18 protein-coding genes and 2 pseudogenes are annotated in these 22,825 nt (G+C 54.2%); 18 read left to right on the plus strand and 2 right to left on the minus strand.

The features are described 5' to 3' along the window. Window positions 1-115: 115 nt before the first annotated feature. From C7K55_RS12995 to C7K55_RS13065, 17 genes and pseudogenes are all read left to right on the plus strand, one after another. Window positions 116-409: a Rossmann-fold NAD(P)-binding domain-containing protein gene (locus C7K55_RS12995; RefSeq protein ID WP_396094749.1), complete on the plus strand. Its 294-nt coding sequence runs from the start codon at window positions 116-118 to the stop codon at window positions 407-409. Window positions 410-422: 13 nt separating this feature from the next. Next, window positions 423-1,739 (plus strand): exopolysaccharide biosynthesis polyprenyl glycosylphosphotransferase, encoded by a 1,317-nt coding sequence (locus C7K55_RS13000; RefSeq protein ID WP_106633152.1) that lies wholly within the window; start codon window positions 423-425, stop codon window positions 1,737-1,739. Beyond that, window positions 1,736-2,137: pseudogene (locus C7K55_RS13005) on the plus strand (sugar nucleotidyltransferase); the annotation flags it as partial. The gene C7K55_RS13000 and the pseudogene C7K55_RS13005, both read left to right, overlap by 4 nt. Before the next feature lie 179 nt (window positions 2,138-2,316). After that, the gene (locus tag C7K55_RS13010) at window positions 2,317-3,960 is read left to right on the plus strand and encodes an ABC transporter ATP-binding protein (protein ID WP_241518381.1); all 1,644 of its coding nucleotides are present in this window, start codon (window positions 2,317-2,319) and stop codon (window positions 3,958-3,960) included. A gap of 100 nt (window positions 3,961-4,060) precedes the next feature. Next, complete coding sequence (locus C7K55_RS13395) at window positions 4,061-5,413, plus strand: MFS transporter (RefSeq protein ID WP_127432053.1); 1,353 nt, start codon at window positions 4,061-4,063, stop codon at window positions 5,411-5,413. Between the two features lie 151 nt (window positions 5,414-5,564). Continuing rightward, window positions 5,565-6,500 carry a decaprenyl-phosphate phosphoribosyltransferase gene (locus C7K55_RS13015; RefSeq protein ID WP_106633154.1) on the plus strand — a complete coding sequence of 312 codons (936 nt, stop codon included), beginning with the start codon at window positions 5,565-5,567 and terminating at the stop codon, window positions 6,498-6,500. Continuing rightward, complete coding sequence (locus C7K55_RS13020; RefSeq protein ID WP_106633155.1) at window positions 6,497-7,435, plus strand: NAD-dependent epimerase/dehydratase family protein; 939 nt, start codon at window positions 6,497-6,499, stop codon at window positions 7,433-7,435. The genes C7K55_RS13015 and C7K55_RS13020 overlap by 4 nt, the downstream gene beginning before the upstream one ends. Continuing rightward, window positions 7,435-8,757, plus strand: coding sequence for an NAD(P)/FAD-dependent oxidoreductase (locus tag C7K55_RS13025; protein ID WP_106633156.1), 1,323 nt, complete (start codon window positions 7,435-7,437; stop codon window positions 8,755-8,757). The genes C7K55_RS13020 and C7K55_RS13025 overlap by 1 nt, the downstream gene beginning before the upstream one ends. Beyond that, window positions 8,754-9,176 carry a GtrA family protein gene (locus C7K55_RS13030; protein WP_106633157.1) on the plus strand — a complete coding sequence of 141 codons (423 nt, stop codon included), beginning with the start codon at window positions 8,754-8,756 and terminating at the stop codon, window positions 9,174-9,176. Before C7K55_RS13025 ends, C7K55_RS13030 begins: the two co-directional genes overlap by 4 nt. Next, window positions 9,173-10,729 (plus strand): HAD-IB family phosphatase, encoded by a 1,557-nt coding sequence (locus C7K55_RS13035; RefSeq protein ID WP_106633158.1) that lies wholly within the window; start codon window positions 9,173-9,175, stop codon window positions 10,727-10,729. The genes C7K55_RS13030 and C7K55_RS13035 overlap by 4 nt, the downstream gene beginning before the upstream one ends. Window positions 10,730-10,731: 2 nt before the next feature. After that, complete coding sequence (locus tag C7K55_RS13040; protein ID WP_106633159.1) at window positions 10,732-11,478, plus strand: SDR family NAD(P)-dependent oxidoreductase; 747 nt, start codon at window positions 10,732-10,734, stop codon at window positions 11,476-11,478. Between the two features lie 7 nt (window positions 11,479-11,485). Beyond that, window positions 11,486-12,880, plus strand: coding sequence for an FAD-binding oxidoreductase (locus C7K55_RS13045; RefSeq protein ID WP_106633160.1), 1,395 nt, complete (start codon window positions 11,486-11,488; stop codon window positions 12,878-12,880). Window positions 12,881-13,173: 293 nt separating this feature from the next. Beyond that, window positions 13,174-13,713: a hypothetical protein gene (locus tag C7K55_RS13400; protein ID WP_127432054.1), complete on the plus strand. Its 540-nt coding sequence runs from the start codon at window positions 13,174-13,176 to the stop codon at window positions 13,711-13,713. A 331-nt stretch (window positions 13,714-14,044) separates the two neighbouring features. Then, window positions 14,045-14,668: a hypothetical protein gene (locus C7K55_RS13050; RefSeq protein WP_127432055.1), complete on the plus strand. Its 624-nt coding sequence runs from the start codon at window positions 14,045-14,047 to the stop codon at window positions 14,666-14,668. Window positions 14,669-15,836: 1,168 nt separating this feature from the next. Beyond that, window positions 15,837-16,856: a glycosyltransferase family 2 protein gene (locus tag C7K55_RS13055; RefSeq protein WP_106633162.1), complete on the plus strand. Its 1,020-nt coding sequence runs from the start codon at window positions 15,837-15,839 to the stop codon at window positions 16,854-16,856. Continuing rightward, on the plus strand, window positions 16,853-18,031 hold the full coding sequence (locus tag C7K55_RS13060; protein ID WP_241518382.1) for a glycosyltransferase family 4 protein: 1,179 nt from the start codon (window positions 16,853-16,855) through the stop codon (window positions 18,029-18,031). Before C7K55_RS13055 ends, C7K55_RS13060 begins: the two co-directional genes overlap by 4 nt. Then, window positions 18,032-19,111 carry a glycosyltransferase family 4 protein gene (locus tag C7K55_RS13065; protein WP_106633164.1) on the plus strand — a complete coding sequence of 360 codons (1,080 nt, stop codon included), beginning with the start codon at window positions 18,032-18,034 and terminating at the stop codon, window positions 19,109-19,111. A gap of 726 nt (window positions 19,112-19,837) precedes the next feature. On the opposite strand, the gene C7K55_RS13070 is transcribed toward C7K55_RS13065, so the two are convergent. Together C7K55_RS13070 and C7K55_RS13080 are read right to left on the minus strand one after the other, a co-directional pair. Next, window positions 19,838-20,422, minus strand: coding sequence for a hypothetical protein (locus tag C7K55_RS13070; RefSeq protein WP_127432056.1), 585 nt, complete (start codon window positions 20,420-20,422; stop codon window positions 19,838-19,840). 461 nt (window positions 20,423-20,883) lie between these two features. Then, window positions 20,884-22,022 (minus strand): annotated as a pseudogene (locus C7K55_RS13080) (IS3 family transposase). A 125-nt stretch (window positions 22,023-22,147) separates the two neighbouring features. Between C7K55_RS13080 and C7K55_RS14260 the strand changes: the two are divergent. Next, window positions 22,148-22,447 (plus strand): transposase, encoded by a 300-nt coding sequence (locus C7K55_RS14260; RefSeq protein ID WP_117434970.1) that lies wholly within the window; start codon window positions 22,148-22,150, stop codon window positions 22,445-22,447. The last annotated feature ends 378 nt before the right edge of the window (window positions 22,448-22,825 follow it).

Genomic DNA, 22,825 nt, shown 5'->3' on the forward strand with positions numbered 1-22,825 from the left:
TAATCCGAGAAGCCAAGCTGCTTGCCGCCCATCAACCCAGTCCTGGCCTGCGGTTACAGGCTCATTTTCGCGCAGATGGGCTGGGTTTTCCAGAGTCTCCCTAGGCGAGGCCTGCGTGTTCGCGTTGGAGCACTGGCAGCCGGGGCCGGAAGAGCAGCAGTTCCTCAATGTGGGCACCGGCGTGGATCTGACGATCCGCGAGTTGGTGGAGGCGGTGGCTGAGGCCACCGGCTTCCAAGGCGAGATCCACTGGGATGCCAGCAAACCCGATGGCACCCCGAAGAAACTGCTGGATGTGAGCCGGCTGGCCGCCCTGGGTTGGCGGGCGCGGATTCCGCTGGCGGCGGGATTGCGGAGCACGGTGGCCCAGTTCCGCGATGGGTTGCAGCAGCAGTTGGTGCGGCTTTGATCTCGGAACGTTCATGCTGATTCGTCTTCCTTGGTTGTTCACAAGGCGCCGTTTGCTGGTGGCGTTGCTGCTGGATTTCAGCCTGTTTGCCCTGCTTTTCACGGGCTGGTTTCAGTTGCGCTTCGGCAGCTGGCCCTCCTTCTCCCTGCCGCTCACCTGGCTGCTGGAGTTCTGGTTGCTGTGTAGCTACGTGCTGGGTCGATACTACGACCAGGAGGAGCAGACTTCCGCAGTAGCACTTAAGCAGCTGGTGCGCACCCTGCTGACGCTCCTACTCAGCACCGCTGTTTATCTGGCCTATCTCTGGATCACGGCGATCGGAACGTCGCCAACAGATGCACGGGGCTTTCTGCTGCCCTTCCTTTTAGCGCTTGCCCTGAGTAGCGGCCTGGCGCAATTCGGCTTGAACACCCTGCTCCGGCAGCGCTTCGAAGCCAATGATGGCTGGGTGGTGTTCGGATCAGCTGGCTTCTATCAGCACTTGGAGAGTGAGCTCAGGTGGGCTCGCCAAACAATCCGCCTAGAGCAAGCCAGCCCCATTGGCCGTCGTTTCGTGGTGGAGGATTTCAACGCCCTGTCCCCTGATCAGCAGCAGCAGCTGTTGCGGCTCCAGGCCGAGGGTGCGGCGGTGCTAACGGCTCTCGGCTGGAGTGAACAGGTGCTGCAGCGCTTTCCGCCCGATCTGCTGCAGACGGTAGATCTGCTGCGGGGCGAGTTTGCTGCGCCCCATGGATCGCTGCAGAAACGGCTGAAGCGCCTGGGAGATGTGCTGGTGAGCGGTGTGCTGCTGCTGCTCACGGCGCCCCTTCTCCTGTTGGCGGCGGTGTTGATTCGCCTGGAAGACCGCGGCCCGGTGTTCTACGGCCAACTGCGCAGCGGCCTGGATGGCGCGCCATTCAAAGTGTGGAAACTGCGCAGCATGCGGGTGGACGCGGAGGCGAGCGGGGCGCAGTGGTCTGGCCGGGGGGATCCCCGCATCACCCGCATCGGCCAGTTGCTGCGGGTTACCCGCCTGGATGAACTGCCCCAGCTGTGGGCGGTGTTGCAGGGCCAGATGAGCTTGATTGGCCCGCGGCCGGAGCGCCCGGAGATCGAGGCGGAGTTGGAACAGCAGATCCCGCACTACCGGCTGCGCCATGTGATCCGGCCGGGGCTGAGCGGCTGGGCTCAGGTGAACTATCCCTATGGCGCCTCGGTGGAAGATGCGGCCAATAAACTCAGCTACGACCTCTATTACCTGCGCAACTTCTCGTTCTGGTTGGATCTGTTGATTCTGGTCAAGACTATGCGCCTTGTGTTCAATGCACGTGGGGCGGTGGCGAAGCTATGAACATCCACACCCCAAATCGCCGCGGCATCATCCTTGCCGGTGGCAGCGGCACGCGACTGCACCCCATCACCCAGGCGGTGAGTAAGCAACTGCTGCCGGTCTACGACAAACCGATGATCTATTACCCGCTGAGCACCTTGATGCTGTCGGGAATTCTCGAAATCCTGATCATCTCTACCCCTCACGATTTGCCCCGCTTTTAGGAGTTGCTGGGGGATGGCTCACGCTGGGGCTTGGAGCTGCACTATGCAGAGCAACTCCGTCCGGATGGCCTAACTCAGGCCTTTCTGATCGGATCTGACTTTCTGGGCGACCGGCCCGCAGCCCTGTTGCTTGGGGACAACCTCTTCAAGGCAGGCACTTGCGAGCTCTACGACCAGCAAGAGAATATCGCGCAACTAGACTTACTGACCTTAATTGACTGATGCCAACTTCATCCAATCAACCCCTATCCACCCGTACCCTGCTACTGGGCATCTGGGGCCACCTCAGCCGTCGCAGGCGGACCCAGTTGGGACTGCTGTTAGTTGTAATGCTAACGAGTGGCGGGGCTGAGCTGCTCTCGTTGGGGGCAGTGATGCCGTTTCTTGCCGTGCTAAGCGACCCCGAGTTGGTGTGGAGTCAACCTAGGTTGCATAACTTGGCTATCCGTGTGGGCTTCACGAAAGCGAGTGAGCTTGTGCTGCCAGTCATGCTGGTGTTTGCAGCGGCGGCAGTGCTGGCCGCGCTTATCAGGCTGGCAAACCTATGGCTGAATGGCCGCATGGCGGCGGCTGTCGGCTCAGATTTGAGCTGTGAGGCTTATCGGCGCACCCTTTATCAGCCCTATGAGGTGCATGTCACGCGCAACAGTGCCGAAGTCATCACGGCTGTAACCACCCAGATTAGTCGAACAGTTGTGGCGTTAAGTGCTCTATTGCAGCTGCTCACTGCATCAGTTGTTGCAGCATGCCTCCTTTCAGCACTCCTACTGATCGATTGGACAGTTGCACTAGGGGCCTTAGCCTTGTTTGGGAGCGTGTATGGCCTTTTGGCAGTCACGACACGCCGAGAACTTCAGCGCAATGGCCAAAAGATCACGGCTGCAGCGAGCCAGCAGATCAAGGCGCTTCAGGAGGGGCTTGGGGCGATTCGCGATGTATTACTCAATGGCAATCAGCATACGTATTTGGAGATCTATCGGCAGGCCGATCGACCACAGAGGATACTTGAGGCTAAAAACCAGTTTATAGGTGGATTTCCCCGCTATGCCGTTGAGGCGCTTGGAATAGTGGCAATCGCCCTGCTGGGGGGCCTGCTGACACTGCAGAAGGGGGCTGGGGGCGCGGTGATCCCCCTGCTGGGGGCCTTGGCACTCGGGGCACAGCGGCTGCTTCCAGCTTTGCAGCAGATTTTTAGCGGCTGGACAGTCCTCAACGGCTTCAATGCAGACTTGGCTGGAGTGCTAACACTGCTAAATCAACCTTTACCCACGCATGCGAACGTGGCTGATCCATTGCAGCTGCGCGAGAGTATTCGCTTTATAGGGGTTCATTTCCGCTACGGGCCTGAGCAGCCAGAGGTGCTGCAAGGCCTGAATCTGGAGATCCACCGAGGCGAGCGCATCGGCCTTATTGGCACTACCGGAAGCGGAAAGAGCACCACCGTAGATCTTTTGATGGGCCTTCTGGCACCCACAGCTGGGCGATTGCTGCTAGATGGGGTGGATCTTTACGATTCATCAGATCCGAAGCGGTTGGCATCTTGGCGGGCGGCGATTGCGCATGTGCCTCAGAGCATTTACTTGGCCGACAGTTCCATGGCAGAAAATATCGCATTTGGGGTCCCTCGCAATCAAATTGACCTTGGCCGAGTGAAGCAGGCGGCTGAGCAAGCCCAGATTGCCAGTTTCATTGAAACTAGTCCGGAGGGTTACCAGAGGGTTGTGGGCGAGAGGGGTGTTCGATTAAGCGGAGGGCAACGCCAACGCATTGGCATCGCGAGGGCTCTCTATAAGAATGCCAAAATACTTGTTCTTGATGAAGCGACTAGCGCCCTCGACGGCAAAACAGAATCTTACATTGTCGATTCAATTAATTGCCTTTCAGCCAGCCTTACGCTTATAGTAATTGCGCATCGATTGAGCACGGTTGCATTTTGCGACCGCGTTATCTGCTTTGAAGCTGGCAAGATAATTTCTGAGGGTCCGCCTTTTGCCGTTTTACCCTCTCGCTTAAAATAGCTTCTTTTTGAAATCAACAATCTATTGCGGTAGTTCCCACCGAGGCATCCGGTGCCTTCTCGCTAAAAAATTTACAAAAATTTTTTGATAGCAAACAAACATGATTTCCAATTTAACTCGTCTCACCTATAAATTTCTTTCCGCATCTTATTGCCTTGCTCTCGTCCTTACTTTTCTTAGCTACTTTCGGCTAGGCATTGAATCTCTAAGGCACCCTGTTATCAGGCAGGACAGCTGGGCATTGGTCAGGCCGCTACCTCTCAGCGACTACCCTGGATTAATATCCTGGCTTTTTGAGCAGCACAATGAGCATCGCATAGTTTTACAGCGAATATCATCTGTTATCGGTGAAAATATCTTTGGCATCCCCCCTGCAGCGGGTGGAGTAATGTCGAACATACTTATAATGCTTTCGATTTCAGGCTCATTAGCATGGATCGTCGGTAATACCATCAGAAATAGACAGCTATCCCTGGCTGCGTGGTCCGTTGCGTCCCTAATTGCTTTCAATCCTTGGCAACACGAAAACATTATATGGGAGTTTCAAACTCCATGGTTTCTCATAAGCTCACTTGTTTTTCTTTCAACTGCTATATTTACATCAGAATCAAAATCAAATATTTTTGTTACGTTTAAAGCTGTTTTCTGTGCCTTGGCGCCTCCTGTTTTAATTTTTTCGTCTTCGCAGGGGGTTGCCGCAGCACTCTCCATTCTTTATTCTTCGTATATTGATAAAAGAAAAAACTTTGGCATTTGTGCCCTGGCAACTATTTTATCTATCTTACTCTATTTTGCATTAGGGTATTCAAAGCCAGGGGGGCATCCCGACATTTCTTTTAATTTATTTTATTTTGCCGCTATTTCCCTTTCTTTTACAAGATCGATATCTGGCGCAATTATTATAGCAATACTGGTCTTAATTCTTTCAGCTTTTTTCTTTCGCAATAAAAACAAAGCCCCTTTCGACAGGCAGCTGCTAGTAGTTTTCCAGCCGGCTATCTTTTTTATAATTTTTGCGCTCATGACAACTCTAGGGAGAAGTGGATTGGGAATTACCCAGGCTGCCTCTTCGCGCTATACAACCTACTCGCTTATGCTGCCCCTGGCGTTATTCATTGCCTGTATTATCATTTTGCAAAATAAAATAAATCTTTCTTTGGGGCTCGCTTTTCTGATCTGCTCCTTGCTTTTTTCTTCTGGCATTGCGGAAGGCAGGCTTATTAGCAATTCTTTTTTTCATAGTTGGAATTTTGCGTTTTTCGGCATCCATCGTGAATATTTTCGGCGCACCGAAGCCATGGAATGCTCTTTGCGTGAAGGTGGTTCAGAAAGGGAGCGCTGCATTGTTCCTGTGATTTACCCTTCTGATAAATATCCGAAAGCTTTAACTGATTACTACTCAGGGCTCTATGATCTAAAGGGTTGGCACCGCACTCTTAGCGCTGGGAGTTGATTGCTAAAAAAACTTCTTCTCACTTTGTCGTAAGCTTTGGCCTCTAAGCTGATTTCGCTTACTCCTTCTCCATTGCCACTCTCTTTAGTACTACCTCCTTTGCCATAGGAAATTCGACCGTAAAAGGTAAATTCAGTTATTACCAAATTCCATGAGCTTCCATTTGTTAATTTCGTTAAGACCCCGACAGTGGACCAAGAATCTGCTGGTGTTTGCAGCACCTTTGTTTTCCTTTCGGTTCTCTGCAGAGGTCTGGCTGAGAGCAGGTGGTGCCTTGGTGGCCTTCTGCCTGATCTCCAGCGCCATCTACCTGCTCAACGACTGCCTGGATGCGGCAGCCGATCGAAACCATCCCAGCAAGCGCCACCGGCCGATCGCCTCTGGGCTGGTGAGCATACCTTCCGCTCTCGTTACGGCAGTCATCCTGGCTGCCGCGAGCCTAAGCCTGGCGGCCTCAATTACCCCGGCCCTTGCTTGGGTGGTACTGCTCTACGGGTTGATCCAGGTGGGTTACTGCTTCCAGTACAAGCGGATGCCGCTACTGGATCTGTTCTGCATTGCTTCCGGCTTCCTGCTCCGGGCGATTGCAGGCGTGGTGGCTGGGGGATTCGGCTTCTCTCCGTGGTTTCTGCTCACCGTGGGACTCCTCGCCCTGTTCCTGGCGATCGAGAAACGCAAGGCCGAGCTACGGGTGGCTCAAGGGATTGGCGTGATCACCCGCAAGGTGCTGGAGCGCTATTCGTTGCCCCTCCTACTGCGGCTGGAAAGCCTGGTGGCCACCAGTGCCTTCATGAGCTATAGCCTCTGGGCCGCGGGCCCTGCCCTCAATGGTGCTTCCACCGCCTGGATGCTGCTCACGGTGCCGTTTGCCCTGGTGGGAATCTTCCGCTACCAGTTGTTGAGCGACCCAGAGGAGGCCGAACGCCGGCGCCTGCTGGCACCTGAGCGCACCAGCGAGAAGCCGGAAGAGATTTTGCTGGGGGATCGGGGCATCCAGCTCACCCTGCTGGCCTGGCTTTTCACGGTAGTGGTAGTGGGCCTCAGCCATCATGCTGAGCTACTGCCAGAAGCGGGGCTCCAGTCATGAAGGTGTTTCTCCCTGGGGGTGCAGGCCTGGTGGGCCTGAACCTGATCGCCCTGCTGCAGAGCAGCCATCCCGATTGGGAGCTGCTGGTAGTGGATAAGAAGCGTGAGGCCGTGGCCATTGCCCGCAAACTCTTCCCAAAGGTCAACTTTCTGTTGGAAGACCTCACTGAAACCAACAACCAGCAGTGGCCAGCAGCGATCCGGGGTTGCGCGTCCTGCGTGATGCTGCAAGCCGAGATCGGCAACACCGACCCAAGCCAATTCGAGCGCAACAACGTACTCAGCACGGACGTGGTGCTCGACCAGCTCCGCCTAGCCGGCATCCAGCGGCTGGTGCACGTGAGCAGCTCGGTTGTGAGGTCCGTGGCCACCGACCTCTACACGCAAACCAAGCGTAGCCAGGAGCAACTGGTGCTGTCCCATTGGCCTGATGCCGTTGTGCTGCGGCCCACATTGATGTTCGGCTGGTTCGACCGCAAGCATCTGGGCTGGCTGGCGCGGTTCATGCAAAAGCTGCCTCTGTTCCCCATCCCGGGATCCGGGCGCTTCATTCGTCAGCCCCTTTATGTAGGAGATTTCTGCATGCTGATTCAGCGCTGCCTGGAGGATCCCGGCCTGCAGGGCACCTACGACATCACCGGCCTGGAAAAGGTGAGCTACCTGAGCCTGATGCGCCAGCTGCGCCGGGCAGTCAACGCCCGTACCTGGATCATCCATCTGCCGATCCCGCTCTTTGGATTCCTGCTCCAGCTCTGGGCGGTGATCTCTCGCCAGCCGGCCTTTACCCGCTCCCAGCTCAAGGCCCTCACAGCTGGCGATGAATTTGAGGTGATCGACTGGCCGGGGATCTTTGCGGTCGCTCCCACACCGCTGGCAGAGGCGCTGCGGATCACCTACCAAGATCCACGGTTTAGCCAAGTGGAGATGCCGTTCTGATGTCGTCCTCCGATCAGCAACTGTGCCGAATAGCCGTGATCGGCGGCGGACCCATGGGCCTGGCGGTGGCCTACGAGCTCACGCGTCTGGGCCATCGGCCTGTCCTGATCGAGGCGGATGACCGGCTCGGAGGCATGGCGGCCTGCTTCGAGTTCGCCGGCATCCAGCTGGAGCGTTACTACCACTTCCATTGCCTCAGCGACACAGCGTTCTTCGAGATGCTGGGAGAGCTGAAGCTGGCGGATCAACTGCAATGGCGCACCACTCGGATGGGGTTTTACCTCGATGGGCGCCTCTATCCCTGGGGAACGGTTGGGGCGGTCCTGGGCTTTAGGCGATTGCCCTGGTTCACGCGCGTTCGCTACCTGCTGCATGCAGCGCGCTGCCTCACGATCCGCGACTGGCGATCCCTGGACGGCATTACCGCCACCCAGTGGTTGCGCAGCTGGTTGGGGGAGAAGGGGTATCAGGTACTTTGGCACAAGCTGTTTGCCTTCAAGTTCTTCCACTACGGCGACCAGATCTCTGCAGCCTGGATCTGGAGCCGCATCCGTCGTTTGGCGCTATCCCGCCGACGCCTCAAGGAAACTCTGGGCTTTTTGAACGGCGGCTCCCAGCAGCTGATTGATGCCTTTGAGGCCGCCATCCACCAGGGAGGGGGAGATATTCAGCTCAGCACCCCTGTGCAGGCCCTGCGGCCTTTGCCCTCCGGTGGAGCCGTGCTCAGCACTCCCTCCGGTGATCAGGCCTTTGACTGCGTGATCAGCACGGTTCCCCTGCCGCTGCTGGCTCCGGTCCTGAAGGCAGGAGGAGTGGAAGAGTCGCTGGTGGAGCGCTATGGCGCCGTGCCTTCGGTGGCCTGCGCCTGTGTGGTGCTTAAAACACGTCAGCCGGTCACCGCCAACTTCTGGACCAATGTCAACGACAGGCGCTTCTCGATTCCCGGTGTGATCGAGATGAGCAATCTGCGCCCTTTGCCAGGGCATGTGAGCTATGTGCCCTTCTATATCCCCGCCGATCACCCTGATTACCAACGCCCCAATCAGGACTTCATTGGCGATGCCTGGGCTTGCCTGAAGGCTCTCAACCCCCAGCTCAACGACGCTGATCTTCTCGATAGCCACTGCAGCCGCTATCGCTTTGCCCAGCCGGTCTGCGGTGTGCACTTCCAGCAGAGCCTGCCGCCGCTGCAGCCGTTCCTGGGGGTGTTTACGGCTGACACCACTGTTTACTATCCAGAAGACCGGGGGATCAGTGAAAGCATCGGCTTTGGACGGGAGCTTGCTCGCAGGGCGACAGGCCGGCCAACAGGATCTACGTGAGCGGTCGTAATCCAGCCAGCGACAAGCGGCAGTTTCTGTTGTTTGTGCTCAGCGGTGGGGTTGCCGCGCTGGTCAACATCGTCAGCCGGCTGGGATTCTCCCAGCTCTTGCGCTTCGAGTTAGCCGTTCTAGCTGCCTACGGCGTCGGCATGGTCACGGCTTATGTGCTGGCAAGGCGCTTCGTGTTCGTGGCCAGCCGTCAGAGCGTGCGGCGCTCGTTTGCTGCCTTCGCACTGGTCAATCTGGTTGCGGTGATGCAGACCTGGCTTGTGAGTATCGGCATGCGGTATCTGTTGCTGCCACTGATCGGGATGGCGGCCCTGGTTGATCTAATCGCCCACGGCTGTGGCGTGATTGTTCCTGTGTTCACCAGCTTCCTGGGTCACAAGCACATCAGTTTTCGCGAATCAGCGAAATGAATCTGGTTGTTGCCTTCGACTGTGACGGCACCCTGATCCATGGTGATGCCACCCGGCGTTTTTTGCTGTTGCTGCGTGGTCCCTTGGGTTTGCTGGCTGATTGCTGCAGGCTCGCACCACAGCTGTTGGCCTGGCAACTAGGACGCTGCAGTACAGCTGCGCTGAAAGAGTCTCTGTTGAATCAGGCTCTCCAGGCGGCACCGATGCATCGCCGCCAAGCGGCGCTTCGCCAGCTGCCCGCGATTCTTGTGGCCCAGCTGCGGCCTCAGGCCAAGGTTCGCTTGCGCTGGCATCAGCAGCAAGGCCATCGCTGTTTGATCGTCACGGCATCACCTGAGCCATTGATCGCGCCACTGGCCCACACCCTTGGTGTGGAGTTGATTGGCACCGGCTGCAGTGATCTCCTGCAGGTTGGGCCCAGCTCGCCCCTGCGGCTCACCACACCCAATTGCAAGGGTGCTGAAAAGGTGCGGCGGTTGGAGCAGCACCTGGGTGTTCACCCCCCATCAGATCAGCTGGAGGCTTACGGCGATAGCCGGGGAGATCGCGAACTCCTGCAGGCCAGCGCTCGTCCGCATTGGCGCAGCTTCACCGACGCGCCGGTGCCTTATCCCAAATCCAAGGCTGCGCGCTGGTTGCTTCCCCTGTTGGCCTTGGCTCTGCTCCTTGCCGGGCTCAGCGGCTTTTTGTTCACGACCTCTGAGGCAAGGGCTGACCTGGTGACCAACAGCCTCAGGCTGATCAAATGGTTGCCTGCGCTGTACGGCGTGGTGGCTCTGAGCTATGCGGGGCGCTATTGGCGCTGGCGTCTGCTGCTCGGCCGGCTCGGGATCGGCAGCACGGACTGGCCGGATTTTCTGGGCTGGTTGCGGGGTTTTGCTCTTACTGCCACCCCCGCCAAGCTGGGGGAACTGAGCCGGGTGCAGTTGCTGCATGAGCAGCTGGGTTATCCGCGCCTGCCATTGGTGCATGTGTTCGTGGCGGAGCGCTGCGCAGATGCGGCCGCTGTGGCGCTGTTGCTAATGCTGCTCACACCGGCCCAGCTCCTGGAGAGGTTGCCTGTGCTGAGTAGCACGTGGTTGGTGGGTATCGCCCTGGTTATCTGCGGTGCCGTGGTGCTGACCAGCAGGCCAGGCACTGGCCGTTGGCTGGCCGGTCGTTGGCAGCGCTGGCGCCATCACCTGCCCAGTGGCGCCCTTGCCCACGCCACCATCCCGGCAGTCCTGATCTCGGTGTTGCTGAGGGCCACTGAGTCCTTGGTGCTGTGGTTGTTGGTGCGCTTTCTGGCCCCGGCACCCATCACCATCCCGGTGGCGATGGCCATCTACCTGCTCTCGGGCACGGCGGGTATGGCCTCCTCGTTGCCGGGCGGGATCGGCGTGAACGAGGCGGCCACGGTGCTGCTGCTTGGCCAGCAGGGTTTGCCGACTGGAATCGCGCTGCAGATCGCGGTGCTGCGGCGACTGATTACGCCCTGGTCGATGGTGGCTCTGACCGCTGCAGTCAGTGTCCTTCCGTTACCTGCAGGGGCCCAACTCAGGCGAGACTCCTAGCTATGGCCGCAGCAGTTCCGATAGCGATCCGTACCGCCTTTGTGCTGGGCAGCACCAGCGAGGTGGCTAAGGCCATCTGCCGAGAGCTTGCTGGGCGCGGCTGCCAGCGCTTCCACCTGGTGGCCCGCAATGGAGAAGCGAACCAACAGCTTGCCACTGAGCTGCAGCATCGATTTGGAGCATCGGTCAGCACTGAGACCACCGACCTGCTCGCTGATGCAGCCCTGGAACCAGCCCGGCGCCCCGAGGTGGGGGAGTTCGACCTCTACCTGATCACCGCCGGTTCCCTGGGCGATGCCGAGCTGGCCCGCAGCGATGCCGCCGAGGCCCTGCGGATCACCGCGGCCAACTACGCCGGCCTGCTCCCCTGGCTCACCGCTATCGCCACCCCCGAGCGGATTGCCAGGCCCGGCCGGTTGTGGGTGTTCAGCTCGGTGGCTGCCGATCGCGGACGGCCATCGAACTACCACTACGGCGCTGCCAAGGCAGCCCTTACGGCGTTTTGTGAGGGCTTGCTGCTCCGGTGCCACGGCAAGCCCTTTGCTGTGCGGATCATCAAGGCAGGCTTCATGGCCACGCCGATGACCGTCGGCAAGGCACCGCTTGAGCTGTGCGCCAGCCCCGAGTCGGTGGCGCGAGATCTGCTGCGCCGGCCCAACCGTCGGGCGATCGAATACCTGCCTTGGTGGTGGTCGCCCTTGATGCTTTTGATCCGCCTGTTTCCTGCTCCTCTGGCTTCCAAGCTCTGACACCTCTGTGACCATCACCCTGCCTGCAGGCCTCACGGCCGAAACCCGAACCCTCAGTGGCTGGGGCCGCACCAACCCCGTATCAGCTCAGGTGGTGCAACCCAGCTCGGTGGAGCAGCTGCAGGAGCTGATCCGTGGTGCGCCGCCAAGGTCATTGATCGCTCGCGGCCTGGGCCGCTCCTATGGCGACGCCGCCCAACTAAAGGACGGCACGGTGATCGAGCTACCGGCCTTTGATCGCATCGACCTGGATCCCGGCAGCGGCACCGTCACGGCTGGGGCTGGGGTGAGCCTGGATCAAATCCTGCGGGTGATCGTGCCGGCCGGCTTCTTCCTGCCGGTAACCCCCGGCACGCGCAACGTCACGGTGGGCGGGGCCATTGCCGCCGATGTGCATGGCAAGAACCACCACGTGGACGGCAGCTTTGGCAACCACGTGCAGCGGCTGTTGCTGGTGGATGGCAGCGGCACCCTGAGAGAGCTGACGCCCAGCGGCCGGGGCAGCTTTGACGAAGCAGAGTTTTTCTGGGCCACCGTCGGCGGCATGGGGTTGACCGGGGTAATCGTCGAGGCGACGTTCTCGCTGATCCCGATCACCAGCTCACTGATCAGCGTCGACACCACCCGCTACTGCGATTTGGAATCGCTTATGGCGGCGATGGTGGAGGCCGACGCGAAGTACCGCTACAGCGTGGCCTGGGTGGACAGCCTCGATCCCAAAGGAAGAGGGGTCCTCACCTGCGGCGACCATGCCCCTGCAGAAGCACTCCCCAAGAGCCAGCAATCGGACCCGCTGTACTACGACCCCAAGGCCCTGGCCTCAGCGCCGCCGTTCCTGCCGGGAGGGCTGCTGAACAAATTCACGGTGAGGGCCTTCAACGAGGCCTGGTATCGCAAGGCCCCCAAGCATCGGGTGGGAGAGCTGCAGGCGATTGCGCCGTTTTTCCATCCGCTGGATGGGGTGCAGGACTGGAACCGGATCTATGGCCCGGCTGGCTTCCTGCAGTACCAGTTCGCCGTGCCGAATGAGGCGGCCCACCTGGTACAGCGCACGCTGGAGGCACTGCGGCAGGTAGGGGCACCGAGTTTCCTCACGGTGCTGAAGCGGTTTGGCCCCAGTAATCCAGCACCGCTGTCATTCCCGATTCCGGGTTGGACATTGGCGGCTGATGTTCCGGCTGCGGTGCCGGGGCTGCTGGAGGTGCTGAATCAGATCGATGAGGAGGTGGCAGCGGCTGGGGGGCGACTGTACTTGGCTAAGGATTCAAGACAGTCCGCCCGGATGATGAAAAATAGCTATGCCAGACTTTACGACTGGGAGCAAAGCGTTGCGCTGATTAACCAAACTCCAAAAACTTTTTCCGATATAGCAGAAAGGCTTTTTAATGTGCCAATGGCATGATTACAGCCACTATCGATGCGTTATATGCGTGAATTTGCTAGCTTGCAAACTGCGACAGCAGTCGCATCTATAGCTCTTGAATCAGAGGCAGCGCCGACTGATTTCATAAGATCAAGTTCAGCCCTTTAAAACGCTACGGTAATACGATTGCCTTTCTATCCCGGTCTCTGCATTGGCGTCATCAACATGAGCTGGCAGCATTGGAGTCGCCTATTAATTCAGATCAGAATCCAGCCCAGTTGCATCCGCGCTCATTTCCGGTATAGTCAACTAGTCAATGGAATGCCGACAAAATGGCTAATGCTTTGCGGCTACGCCTAACGGCCAACAAAAAGATATTTGTTTCCATTGTCCTTCTAGCAAGTTTTACAGCAGCTGTAACTTTCGGTGCCATACCAATACGCTATCCGGAGCTAGGCCTAGACGAATCTTGGCAGCAGGCCTTAGTTGATGCAACTGATACAGGGAGAGTTTTTGGAGATAGCTTTGTTTTTACCTATGGCCCCTTTCATCAAGCTGTTACCAGCCAAGCATCAGAACATCTATCTGCGCTCTTGACGTCAAGAGCTCTATTCGAATTGACTTGGTTTGGCATAACTGCGCTTATCGGGTTCAATAACGGCCTGCCTTCTGCTATAGCAATAGCTATTTCGGCTGCCCTTTTAGGTGTATGGCATGCCGGTACGCCAGGCGATGCAAAGTTTTATTTGTTTTCTTTGATTGCGATTATTGCATCGCAATCGACTTGGTCAATCAGCCACGAGAGGGTTCCTATATGGCGAAAAGTACCCTTTCTATTATGCTTGCAATTGGAGTATTACTGTCAACGCTAGTAAAGCTCAGCTTTCTTGGAGCCGCTGTCCCAGCAATGTTGTCAATTTATGGCTTTCAGATCTTATGTCTCTTCAGAAGTCCAACCAAAAAGGCGATCTTCTCATTACTTGTATCTTTGGCAACACCAATCTTGCTTCTGTATTCATTATGGGGGCTTTTTGTAAGCTGGTCCCCAAGCTCCATTATCTCGTATTACACAGGGCTAAATCTTGACATTGTAACAGGGTACACCGATGCAATGTCCTATAACGTCTCTATTCTGTAACTCGTTTTAGCCTTATTATATTGGACTTCGATTCTCGTTAATCTGGCTTTTATGGGCTTTTATTTATGAAGGCAGATTATCCAGAGGGTAGTCTGCATAATTATTTTAAGCCTGGCTCTATTTTGGCAGCTACTTCGTTAATACTTCTATCTTGGGTTTCCTTCAAGGCTGCATACGTGAGGGACGATGGCTTGCACGTTGTTCTTGCCGGCATGTTTATAATTTCATTCACTATTTTGCTTGCAGGATTTAAGTGGGATCATCTATGCAAGATCTTCCGCAATTTAGACAAGGTACTTTTATTTATCGCGAGTTTTCCTTTGGTATGCATTAGTTTAATCATCACCGTGCTTGCGGGTGGATACAGGCCGCCAAGCCTGATTTCTACTATGGCTAAAGGCCTCTTGGATTCCACGTCAATGATTACGGGCAGTGGTCGTGAAACGATTGCCAGGAATCGAAGAGACAAGCTTAAAGAAATTCAAGTAAACTCCGAAAACTACCTGATCTCGCCTGAAAGCAGCGCAGATATTATACCATGGGATATTACCACTTTGCTTGCAAATCAGCAGGTCTACAAACCCAGGCCAATCCCTCAGAGCTATAGCGCTTATACAGAGTCTTTGCAAAAAGTCAACAAAGACTTCTTTCTGTCTTCTCCTGATCGCCCTGAATTTGTGATCATTTAAGCCAAAGACATCGATGGCAGGCTGCCAATTAGCCCAGATCAGCATCGCTGGCAGCAATAAAGGACCATTACTCATTCAGCGACAGGGGTAGTCAGGATAGCCTTGTATTTAAACTTGGCAACAGCAAAAAAACAAACCCTACTCTTAATAATTAATCCACTTGCAGACTTAATGGCCAAGCCCTTTCGTGGAGACCATCGGGAAGATTAAAGTGGTATTCTGATGATATTAATATCCCCAAGAATCGAATTGGATATATTACATTGACAGCTGACCTTAAGAGTTCACTTTCCCGATCGCTACTCTCGGCCGTATACAGACCCTTCCCTGTAATGATTGAATATCTTGATGCGCAGCAGAATGTTGTTGAGCGGTTTCGATTTATACCTAAGGCTGGAAAGCAAATCGTCGCTTATCCGATAATACGTGACAACAGCGACCTATTTGATTTTCTGACCTCTAATGAAGCGGTAAATGCCACCGCCTCTCCGGAAATACGCTCATTCAGGCTCAGCACAAGAAGCCTGGGGATTCCATTTAAAGCATCAAAATATTCTCTCAAGTTCTCATGCTGACTGCATTTTCTGATCAACCTGCCGTTCCACCTTTCTCTCCGAAAACCCGACGCTGCAACATTGAGTCATTCTGCGCCCACGTCCAGTGGGCTGCCGCCAGCTCGTGTGACCACCGCCGCAAGTTTGCCCTTGAGGCTCAGAACTCTAGCTCCTACACTAGTTTCATGATCTACCTTAAGGCATTCTTGGCTGGCATCCGGCTCTTATTCATTACATAGGAAAATATGCAGCCACCGATCTCTCCGTGCAATCGAATCTGTTCTAGTCAATTGCCACTTTTTTCCAGAGAAGAGAATTAATTTTAGCGAATTTAGAGATATAAAAGTGCCGCCAGAAAAGGCCACATTCAGCCATGGTCCGTTGCCGAGAGGCGTTCATGAATCAGTGTATAGCCGGTTCATAGATGAGTGCCTCACGACTAAACTGATTGCAGACATGGCTGAGGTTTAGGGCATCGCTGATCTCTCCCCATGAAGCATTAGATCCACCGAGGGCATTTTTGTTTCTATCAAAAGCCTTTGGAATTTGGGGGTAACAAAAATTACTCCCAAAAAGCCTCGTCTCTTAGTACATTTAACCCGGAAATGCTGTAAATGCAGACAACAAAAGATGCTTCAATCTTTACGCACTTAAGGGAGAGATGTATCGAAACGATGGAAGGTCATGCATTGGAGAGAAATCCCCCCCGGCTCTCACACAGCCTTGTATACATAGTAATAGTTAACTGGAATAATCATAAAGATACGATTTCATGCCTCTCGAGCATCGCACGGCTTAATTGCCAAAATATCAAAGTCATAGTCTGCGATAACGACTCAAGTGACAATTCAAAGTTCTTTCTCTCACGCTACATTAGCGAACAAAGATTTTCAAATATTTCAGTTGTAAGCACAGGATGCAATGGCGGATATGCTTTTGGAGTAAATCATGGGATAGGCATTGCTCTTGCAGATCCAAACACAGCCTTCATATGGATACTAAACAATGATACCATTGTTTTGCCCGATACACTCTTCGAAATGATATCGAAGATGAACTCAGATGTAAAGCTTGGGATGGTTGGATCTATATTACTTAATCGAGATCTACCAAATCAAATCCAATCTGCTGGAGGAAGCTATAATAAGTATCTAGGAACCACTCACCATTTTTTCCAAGGTGAGCTCATCACCTCTACCCTGTTAAAATCAATTGGCAATAATGATCCGGATTATCTTGTTGGGGCGTCAATATTGATCACAAAAGCTTGTGCAATGGATCTAGGCCCCATGAATACTGCATATTTTCTCTACTATGAAGATGTTGATTGGTGCAAGCGTGCCATAAACAAGGGTTACAGACTAGTAGTTTCTGAAAAAAGCTTTGTTCTCCACTCCGAAGGAGCGTCAACAGGCTTATCGTCTCGGAATATTACTTCATTCAATGCTAATCGAATGTATAAGATATACTACCGAAGCTGCCTTTTGTATTCAAGAATTCACCACCCTAAATTATATGCATTGATAAGGCTCTCAATGATTCTTAGAATGATATTGCCCCTCCTGAAAGCTAACCATAGAAAATCAATTGCTGCTCTATATGTGATGCTTTTTGTATGGCCAGGTCAAAAATGATATATCAAAATACAATAATACAATTATGCAGAGAACTACCGCCTGGATATGGTGGCGTTGAAAGAGTTGCCCACGAACTTGCAACGCATTTACTTACTAGGTATCATAGGAATATTATTTCCTACTCGTTCAATCCGGCACATTGTGAAGATCCGTTTACAGTAGATTATTCTAGAGAAGTTTTACCGTGTATCTTAATTGGACAACTTCTCCTTCCTCGGCCATCTTCCAAATATTTCACTATCTTGCTTAGTCCTTGTCCACTTATTATCCATCTACCCTGCCCAACCATACTCTTATTGGCAGTTTTCGCAAAGATAATACGTCCAAATAGAAAGATCTTGGTTTATTGGCATGCATTTCTCGAGAGCAAAGGAATGGGTGGATTATTCCTATATTTTTACCAAATGCTTGCCCTAGTCTCCATCAACTTGTTTGACATAATTGTGACCACTTCTCCTGCACTTGCCGATTCTTTGCGAATTCACGTAAAAAATCATAGAAAAGTTCAAATTCTTCCGTGTTGCATACATGAATCTCAAGAGCACTCGTTATCTATAAAGTTGACTTTTAGAAGCACACTCTCCCATCCAATTCTGAGTGATCCCTCGCTACTCAAGTTAATCGCTATAGGGAGGCTGGAGTCGTATAAACGAATTGACTGGTTGTTAAGTATTGTTGAAAAGTGCAATCAAGTTCTTAAGCCCCGTGGGAATGAAATTCATCTGGATATCATTGGGGAAGGAAGGTCTAAATCCTTATTGCAAAATATTGTTAGTAGCTCGCCCTTCTTGGAGGGCTCAGTTTATTTTCATGGAAGGGTTAGTGAAGATATCAAGCAAGAACTCCTTTTTGATTCAGACATGCTAGTATTAATGGCAGGTTCTTGTAATGAAGCTTTTGGAATAGTACAATTAGAAGCAATGGCACTAGGAATACCTTCTGTTTCATTATATAACAGCAAGAGTGGCTCATATTGGGTAAGCAACACCAGTTCACAGAACTGGAACGGTTCAAGGTCGTCAATGCACGATTTTCTTCTAAATGTTGCGAGAGATAAAACGAAGCTTTCTATTCTTAAAACTGAAGCCAGTTCAAGGTACCGCAAGCATTTTTCTCGCACCGTTTGGAATAGAAATTTTGAAAATATTTTCAATGCTTTTGTCGAAAGCTAAATGTTTGTTTTAAATGCATTAAACTATGTTCCATTGCATACGGGATTAAGCCGATACACGGAAAGGGTTGTTGCTGGGTTAAGCAAGAAGCTCATTTTTAAAATACTGGCGATTTCGCCTGAACGCTTTGAACCGAATCTTTTCAATCATGGATTGCCTTCATCATATACTTCCAAAAGATCTTCGTATTTTGCATCAAAAGCTCTAACTCAGTATTTTCTTGACTATCGACATTTGCTGTTTTCTAGCAAGGCGGAGCTGATCTATTCCCCGCTCCCTGATTACCTAGTAGGCTGCAATAATTGCAAGCAAATAATTACTTGTCATGACCTGACCCCATTGTTTTATCCAAATTCATTCACCGCATATATATATGCTCGCCACCTTCTCGCGCATTACTGCAATAAGGCTGGCAAGGTTATAGCGATCAGCAAGTTTGTTGCTGACCAGCTAATTGAGTGCTTTAATATCTCGGCCTCTAAAATTGAAATCATATATAATGGAGTAGAGACTCAGAGCATTGCGAAGCCTGCCCTGCCAGGCAGGGATATAGTGGTGATCGCAAGGCACGACCATAATAAAAACTTGAAGCTTGCGATTGCTGGATTCAACATATTTGTAAAGCAAGCAACATACTGGTCTGGCTCGCTTATTCTCGTCGGAAAGCCTGGAAAGGAAACAAAGAATCTGCAATTATTGGCCAAGGAATTAGAAGTTGACTCGAGGATTAGGTGGATCTCAAATGTTAGTTCGGGCCATTTGTTTGACATAGTCAGCAGCTCACTCTGCTTGCTTTCCGCAAGTTTAATGGAGGGTTGTGATTATCCCTTGCTAGAGGCTCAGTCCCTTGGCGTTCCCACGCTTGCCAGCGATATCCCTGTTCATAGAGAGATGCACACCGATGTGGCCATCCTATTCGATTTAAATGATGGCGGGATAAGTCTTGCCAAGGCTCTTTTAGCTTTAACTGAGTCACCCGCCCTTTGGCAGCAGCTCTCGCTAGCTGGAATGGCCAATGCATGCAAATTTAGCATCTCTAATCAAGTGGATCTAATCGCAAAGGAGATTCAGTCTTCGTAGGCAAATAGCATACATGTTGCATTTAAAGGGGGCGAAATACTCAATTGCCCGAGGCTTTCCATGCTTTACTCTGGCAACAGGTTTTGGCAGGCTCGTTAGTTTTACATATTGGGGTCCCCGGAAATCGCTCCACTGTGAATGAGAGTTCTCATCTAGCCATCCTGAGCCAGGGACTCCACGATGAAATAAACCTGCCACACGCCCGAGCAGATCATCCGCAAGCTCAGGTCGCGAGGCAGCTAGTTGGCCAGGGCTGGACCGTCGCACCTCTGCCGTGCTCTGTAAGTCTCCTAACCCACCCCGCCGCTACGGCCAGCTGTGTACTGCGGCACGCAGGCTGAGTAGTCCAAGAGCCTCACCAATCTATAGGAGTGTGAACTGCCGGCTGCAAAACTTCTCGCGGATGCCGAGCTGAAGAAAGCCATGCACAAGGAGCTGGCCTAAGAGCCTCTCGCACCTAGATCACCGCTCGGACTCTCCACAGACGCCCTGAAATCCACCACGATTCTAGTAACTGAAGTGCTTCTAGCTGCGAAAATGTGGCATGGTCAAGCCCCAATCCCTTCGCGCCTAGAACCCGGAGCAGACGCTGCTGCTGCCGCCTTCACCAGTAGACTGGCTGGGGATGAACCACCTAGTGTTCTTTCTTCTGGATCTTGCTGCTGAGCTGGATCTTGACGAGATCTACGCCGTCTACCGGCAGAAGGATCCGCGCTGTGACAAGGCCTACGATCCGCGGATGATTGTGGTGATGCTTCTGCCTTCTCGATCTTGCGCGAGCTGGGCATTCCGACGCAGTAGGCCTGCTGGGAAAATGCCGAATTTTGCGTTCTCACCGGCAATCAACATCCGGACCACAGCCGGATTAGCGACTTGCGCCGCCGTTGCCTTGGTACTTTGGCTGGGCTCTTTGTTCAGGTCCTGCGGCTGTGCCAGAAGGCAGGGCTGGTGAGCTTGGGCGATGTGGCTCTGGATGGCACAAAGGCGATAGCCAATGCCAGCCGTCAAAAAGCCATGAGCCACGAGCGGATCCTCAAGGCCATGCGGTAGCTGGAAGCCGAGATGCGAACCCTGCTGCGCTAAGCCGAGGTCATCGATGCCCAGTAAGACAGCCAGTTCGGCAAGGGCAAACGCGGCGATGAGCTGCCGGAGGAACTCAAGCGGCGCAGCAGCCGACTGGAGTGGATCCACAAGGCCAATACCAAACTGGAAGCTGAGGATGCTGCCGCCAAGCCCGCCCAACGGCAGCAGAAAGCCGCAGCAGCTGAGGAGGTTGCAACCGCCGCTGCGGAGGCCAGTGCTGACGGCCAAGCCAGCCAGCGGGCAGCACGCCGTGGGTGTGGGGCACGGAAACATGCGGATGACGCCCACAAGCTGGCCAACGAGAAAGCTGAGGCAGCAGGCCTTGAGCCCCCTCACATCACTGCAGCTGGGGTAAGCGATCTCCTGGCGATGCCGCAGCGGCATCTGCCTACCGATGCGAGCGGGTACCCCAAACCCCAGGCACAGAGGAACTTCTCAGAACCTGACAGCCACATCTTCAAGGGACCTTACGGTTGGATCCAAGGTTTTAAGGCGCAGTCCACTGTCGATTGCGAGCATCAGGTGATCGTGGCGATCGGCGTCAGCAACCAACCCAGCGACGCCCTGCACCTGTTGCCCATGTTGGAGCCAATCCATGCCAACAATGGCCAGCTGCCAGCAGAGCACGGCAGACGCGGGTGACGTGACCCCCCTTGCTGCTCCAGTTCCTATGAGAGCTGGTGGGTTAGTCAGGCCGCTTTCCATTGCTGGAGGACTTCCAGGGGCGTGCGCCCCTGGAGAGCCGAATGCGGTCTGTAGACGTTGTACTCGATTCGGTGCTGCTCTGCCAATAACTTTGTCTCTGGTAAAGATGAGAAGAGCTCAATATTTAAGAATTCATCCCTGAGCCTGCTGTTAAACGACTCCACAAATGGATTCTCCCAGGGTGAGCCTGGCGGGATGTAGGCCGTTGCTGAACCACTGCCTGTGCACCACTCCTGCAATGCGTGGGCAATGAACTCAGGGCCATTGTCCATGCGCAGATGGGTCGGTGCTGGATACAGCTTGAGTAGCTCCTCGATCGTGTCGATCACTTCAAAAGCCCTGCAACGTCGACCTACACGGATCGCCAGGCAAACACGGCTAAATTCATCCACCACGTTCAAGAACTTGAGGGCGCGGCCATCCATCGTCTGATCGAACTGGAAGTCGATTGCCCAAACGTGATGCGGGTATTCAGAGCGCAACAGCTCCCTGCCACCTCCAGCAGGCCGGGAGCGCTTGCGCCTGCGAGGCAGGGGCCTTTGGAGACCTTCCTCACGCCAGATCCGTTGCACTCGCTTGTGATTGACGCTCCAGCCATCAAGCCGCAACCGCCGGTAAACCAGGCGCCGGCCCCAGCGCACATGGCGCCGGGCCAGCTCCCTGATCCGCCTGCGCAGTTTCTGCTCCTCGATGTCTGCCAGCGGCACAGGGCGCCGCTGGGTATTGCGGTGTTGACCTGTCAACCGGCAGGCACGACGTTGAGAAACCCGGAATCGATCCTGCAGAACCACCACGGCCCTGCGACGACGCTCCGGGCTCAGAAGTTTCCCGTCGCACCGCAAGGTGCGCCTCACGGCGCAACAAGCTCCTTAAGCATCGCCTTATCGAGTTCTGCGTCAGCAAGGAGGCGTTTGAGGCGGGTGTTCTCAAGCTCAAGCTCTTTCAGGCGTTTGGCCTCAGTCGCTTTCATTCCCCCGTACAGATGCTGCCAGCGGTGGTAAGTCGCCGGAGAAACCTCTAGGGCTCGGCAGACGTCAGCAACGGCCTGGCCCTGGTTCAAGAGCTGCTCAGCGGTCCGCAACTTGCGAATGATCTGCTCGGGACTGTGGCGTTTGACTTTCATGGAGCTTCTCCTGGCCAATTCTGGCCGGTAGGGAAGCTCTCATAAGGGCTGGCTCAGTTTCTGGGGTCCACGTCACGGGTACTCCAGCACCGCCAACCTGGAAGCTTTGGAGCAGCGAGGCATCGATGCTTATAGATCCACCAGCCGGCAGCAACACGGTCATCGGCTACAACCATCAAGGGGCCGACCGCCGGAAAACTCGATGCCCGCGGCCGGATAGACCGCATGCTCAGATCCAAGGTTGGCCAAGCGATCTACGCCCTTTGCAAGCCCGTTTTTCAACCGGTGTTGGCCAGATCAAGGGCTCTGGAGACCTGAATCGGTTCCGGTTGCGCGGCCTTGTAAAGGTGAATGGTGAATGGGCGCTAATGGCCACCACCCACAACCTGCACAATCTGTGCAGGGCGTCGATAGCAACTGCCTGAGAGCGTCAGGTCTTCCTCCGGTTGTACAGGGTGTCCACGTAAATGCCACCTCTGCCGAGATGTGGGCAACGCTCAGGTGGAGTGGAGGAATCACCTGCCAGCGTGTCCTCTCGGACAATGGCTCTACCTACACATCAGGAGCATGATGCAACGCTCGCAAGACCCATTAGCGCAGACCAATCCGCATCAAGCTGTATACGCCACGCACCAACGGCAACGCCGGACTTCTCATTCTCTCCTTTCCTTATAATGGGCCTATGGCATGTCGCTACAGGCCTAAGAGGAACGGACGTGGTGGCTTGGTAGCGCCCCTCCGAGTGGTGTAACTCAGGAGGTCCTGTGACCCTTTCCGGAGGGTGAACAGGAGCAGTCAAGAGA

The sequence above is a fragment of the Cyanobium usitatum str. Tous genome (assembly GCF_003011885.1).
Taxonomy (GTDB): domain Bacteria; phylum Cyanobacteriota; class Cyanobacteriia; order PCC-6307; family Cyanobiaceae; genus Cyanobium_A; species Cyanobium_A usitatum.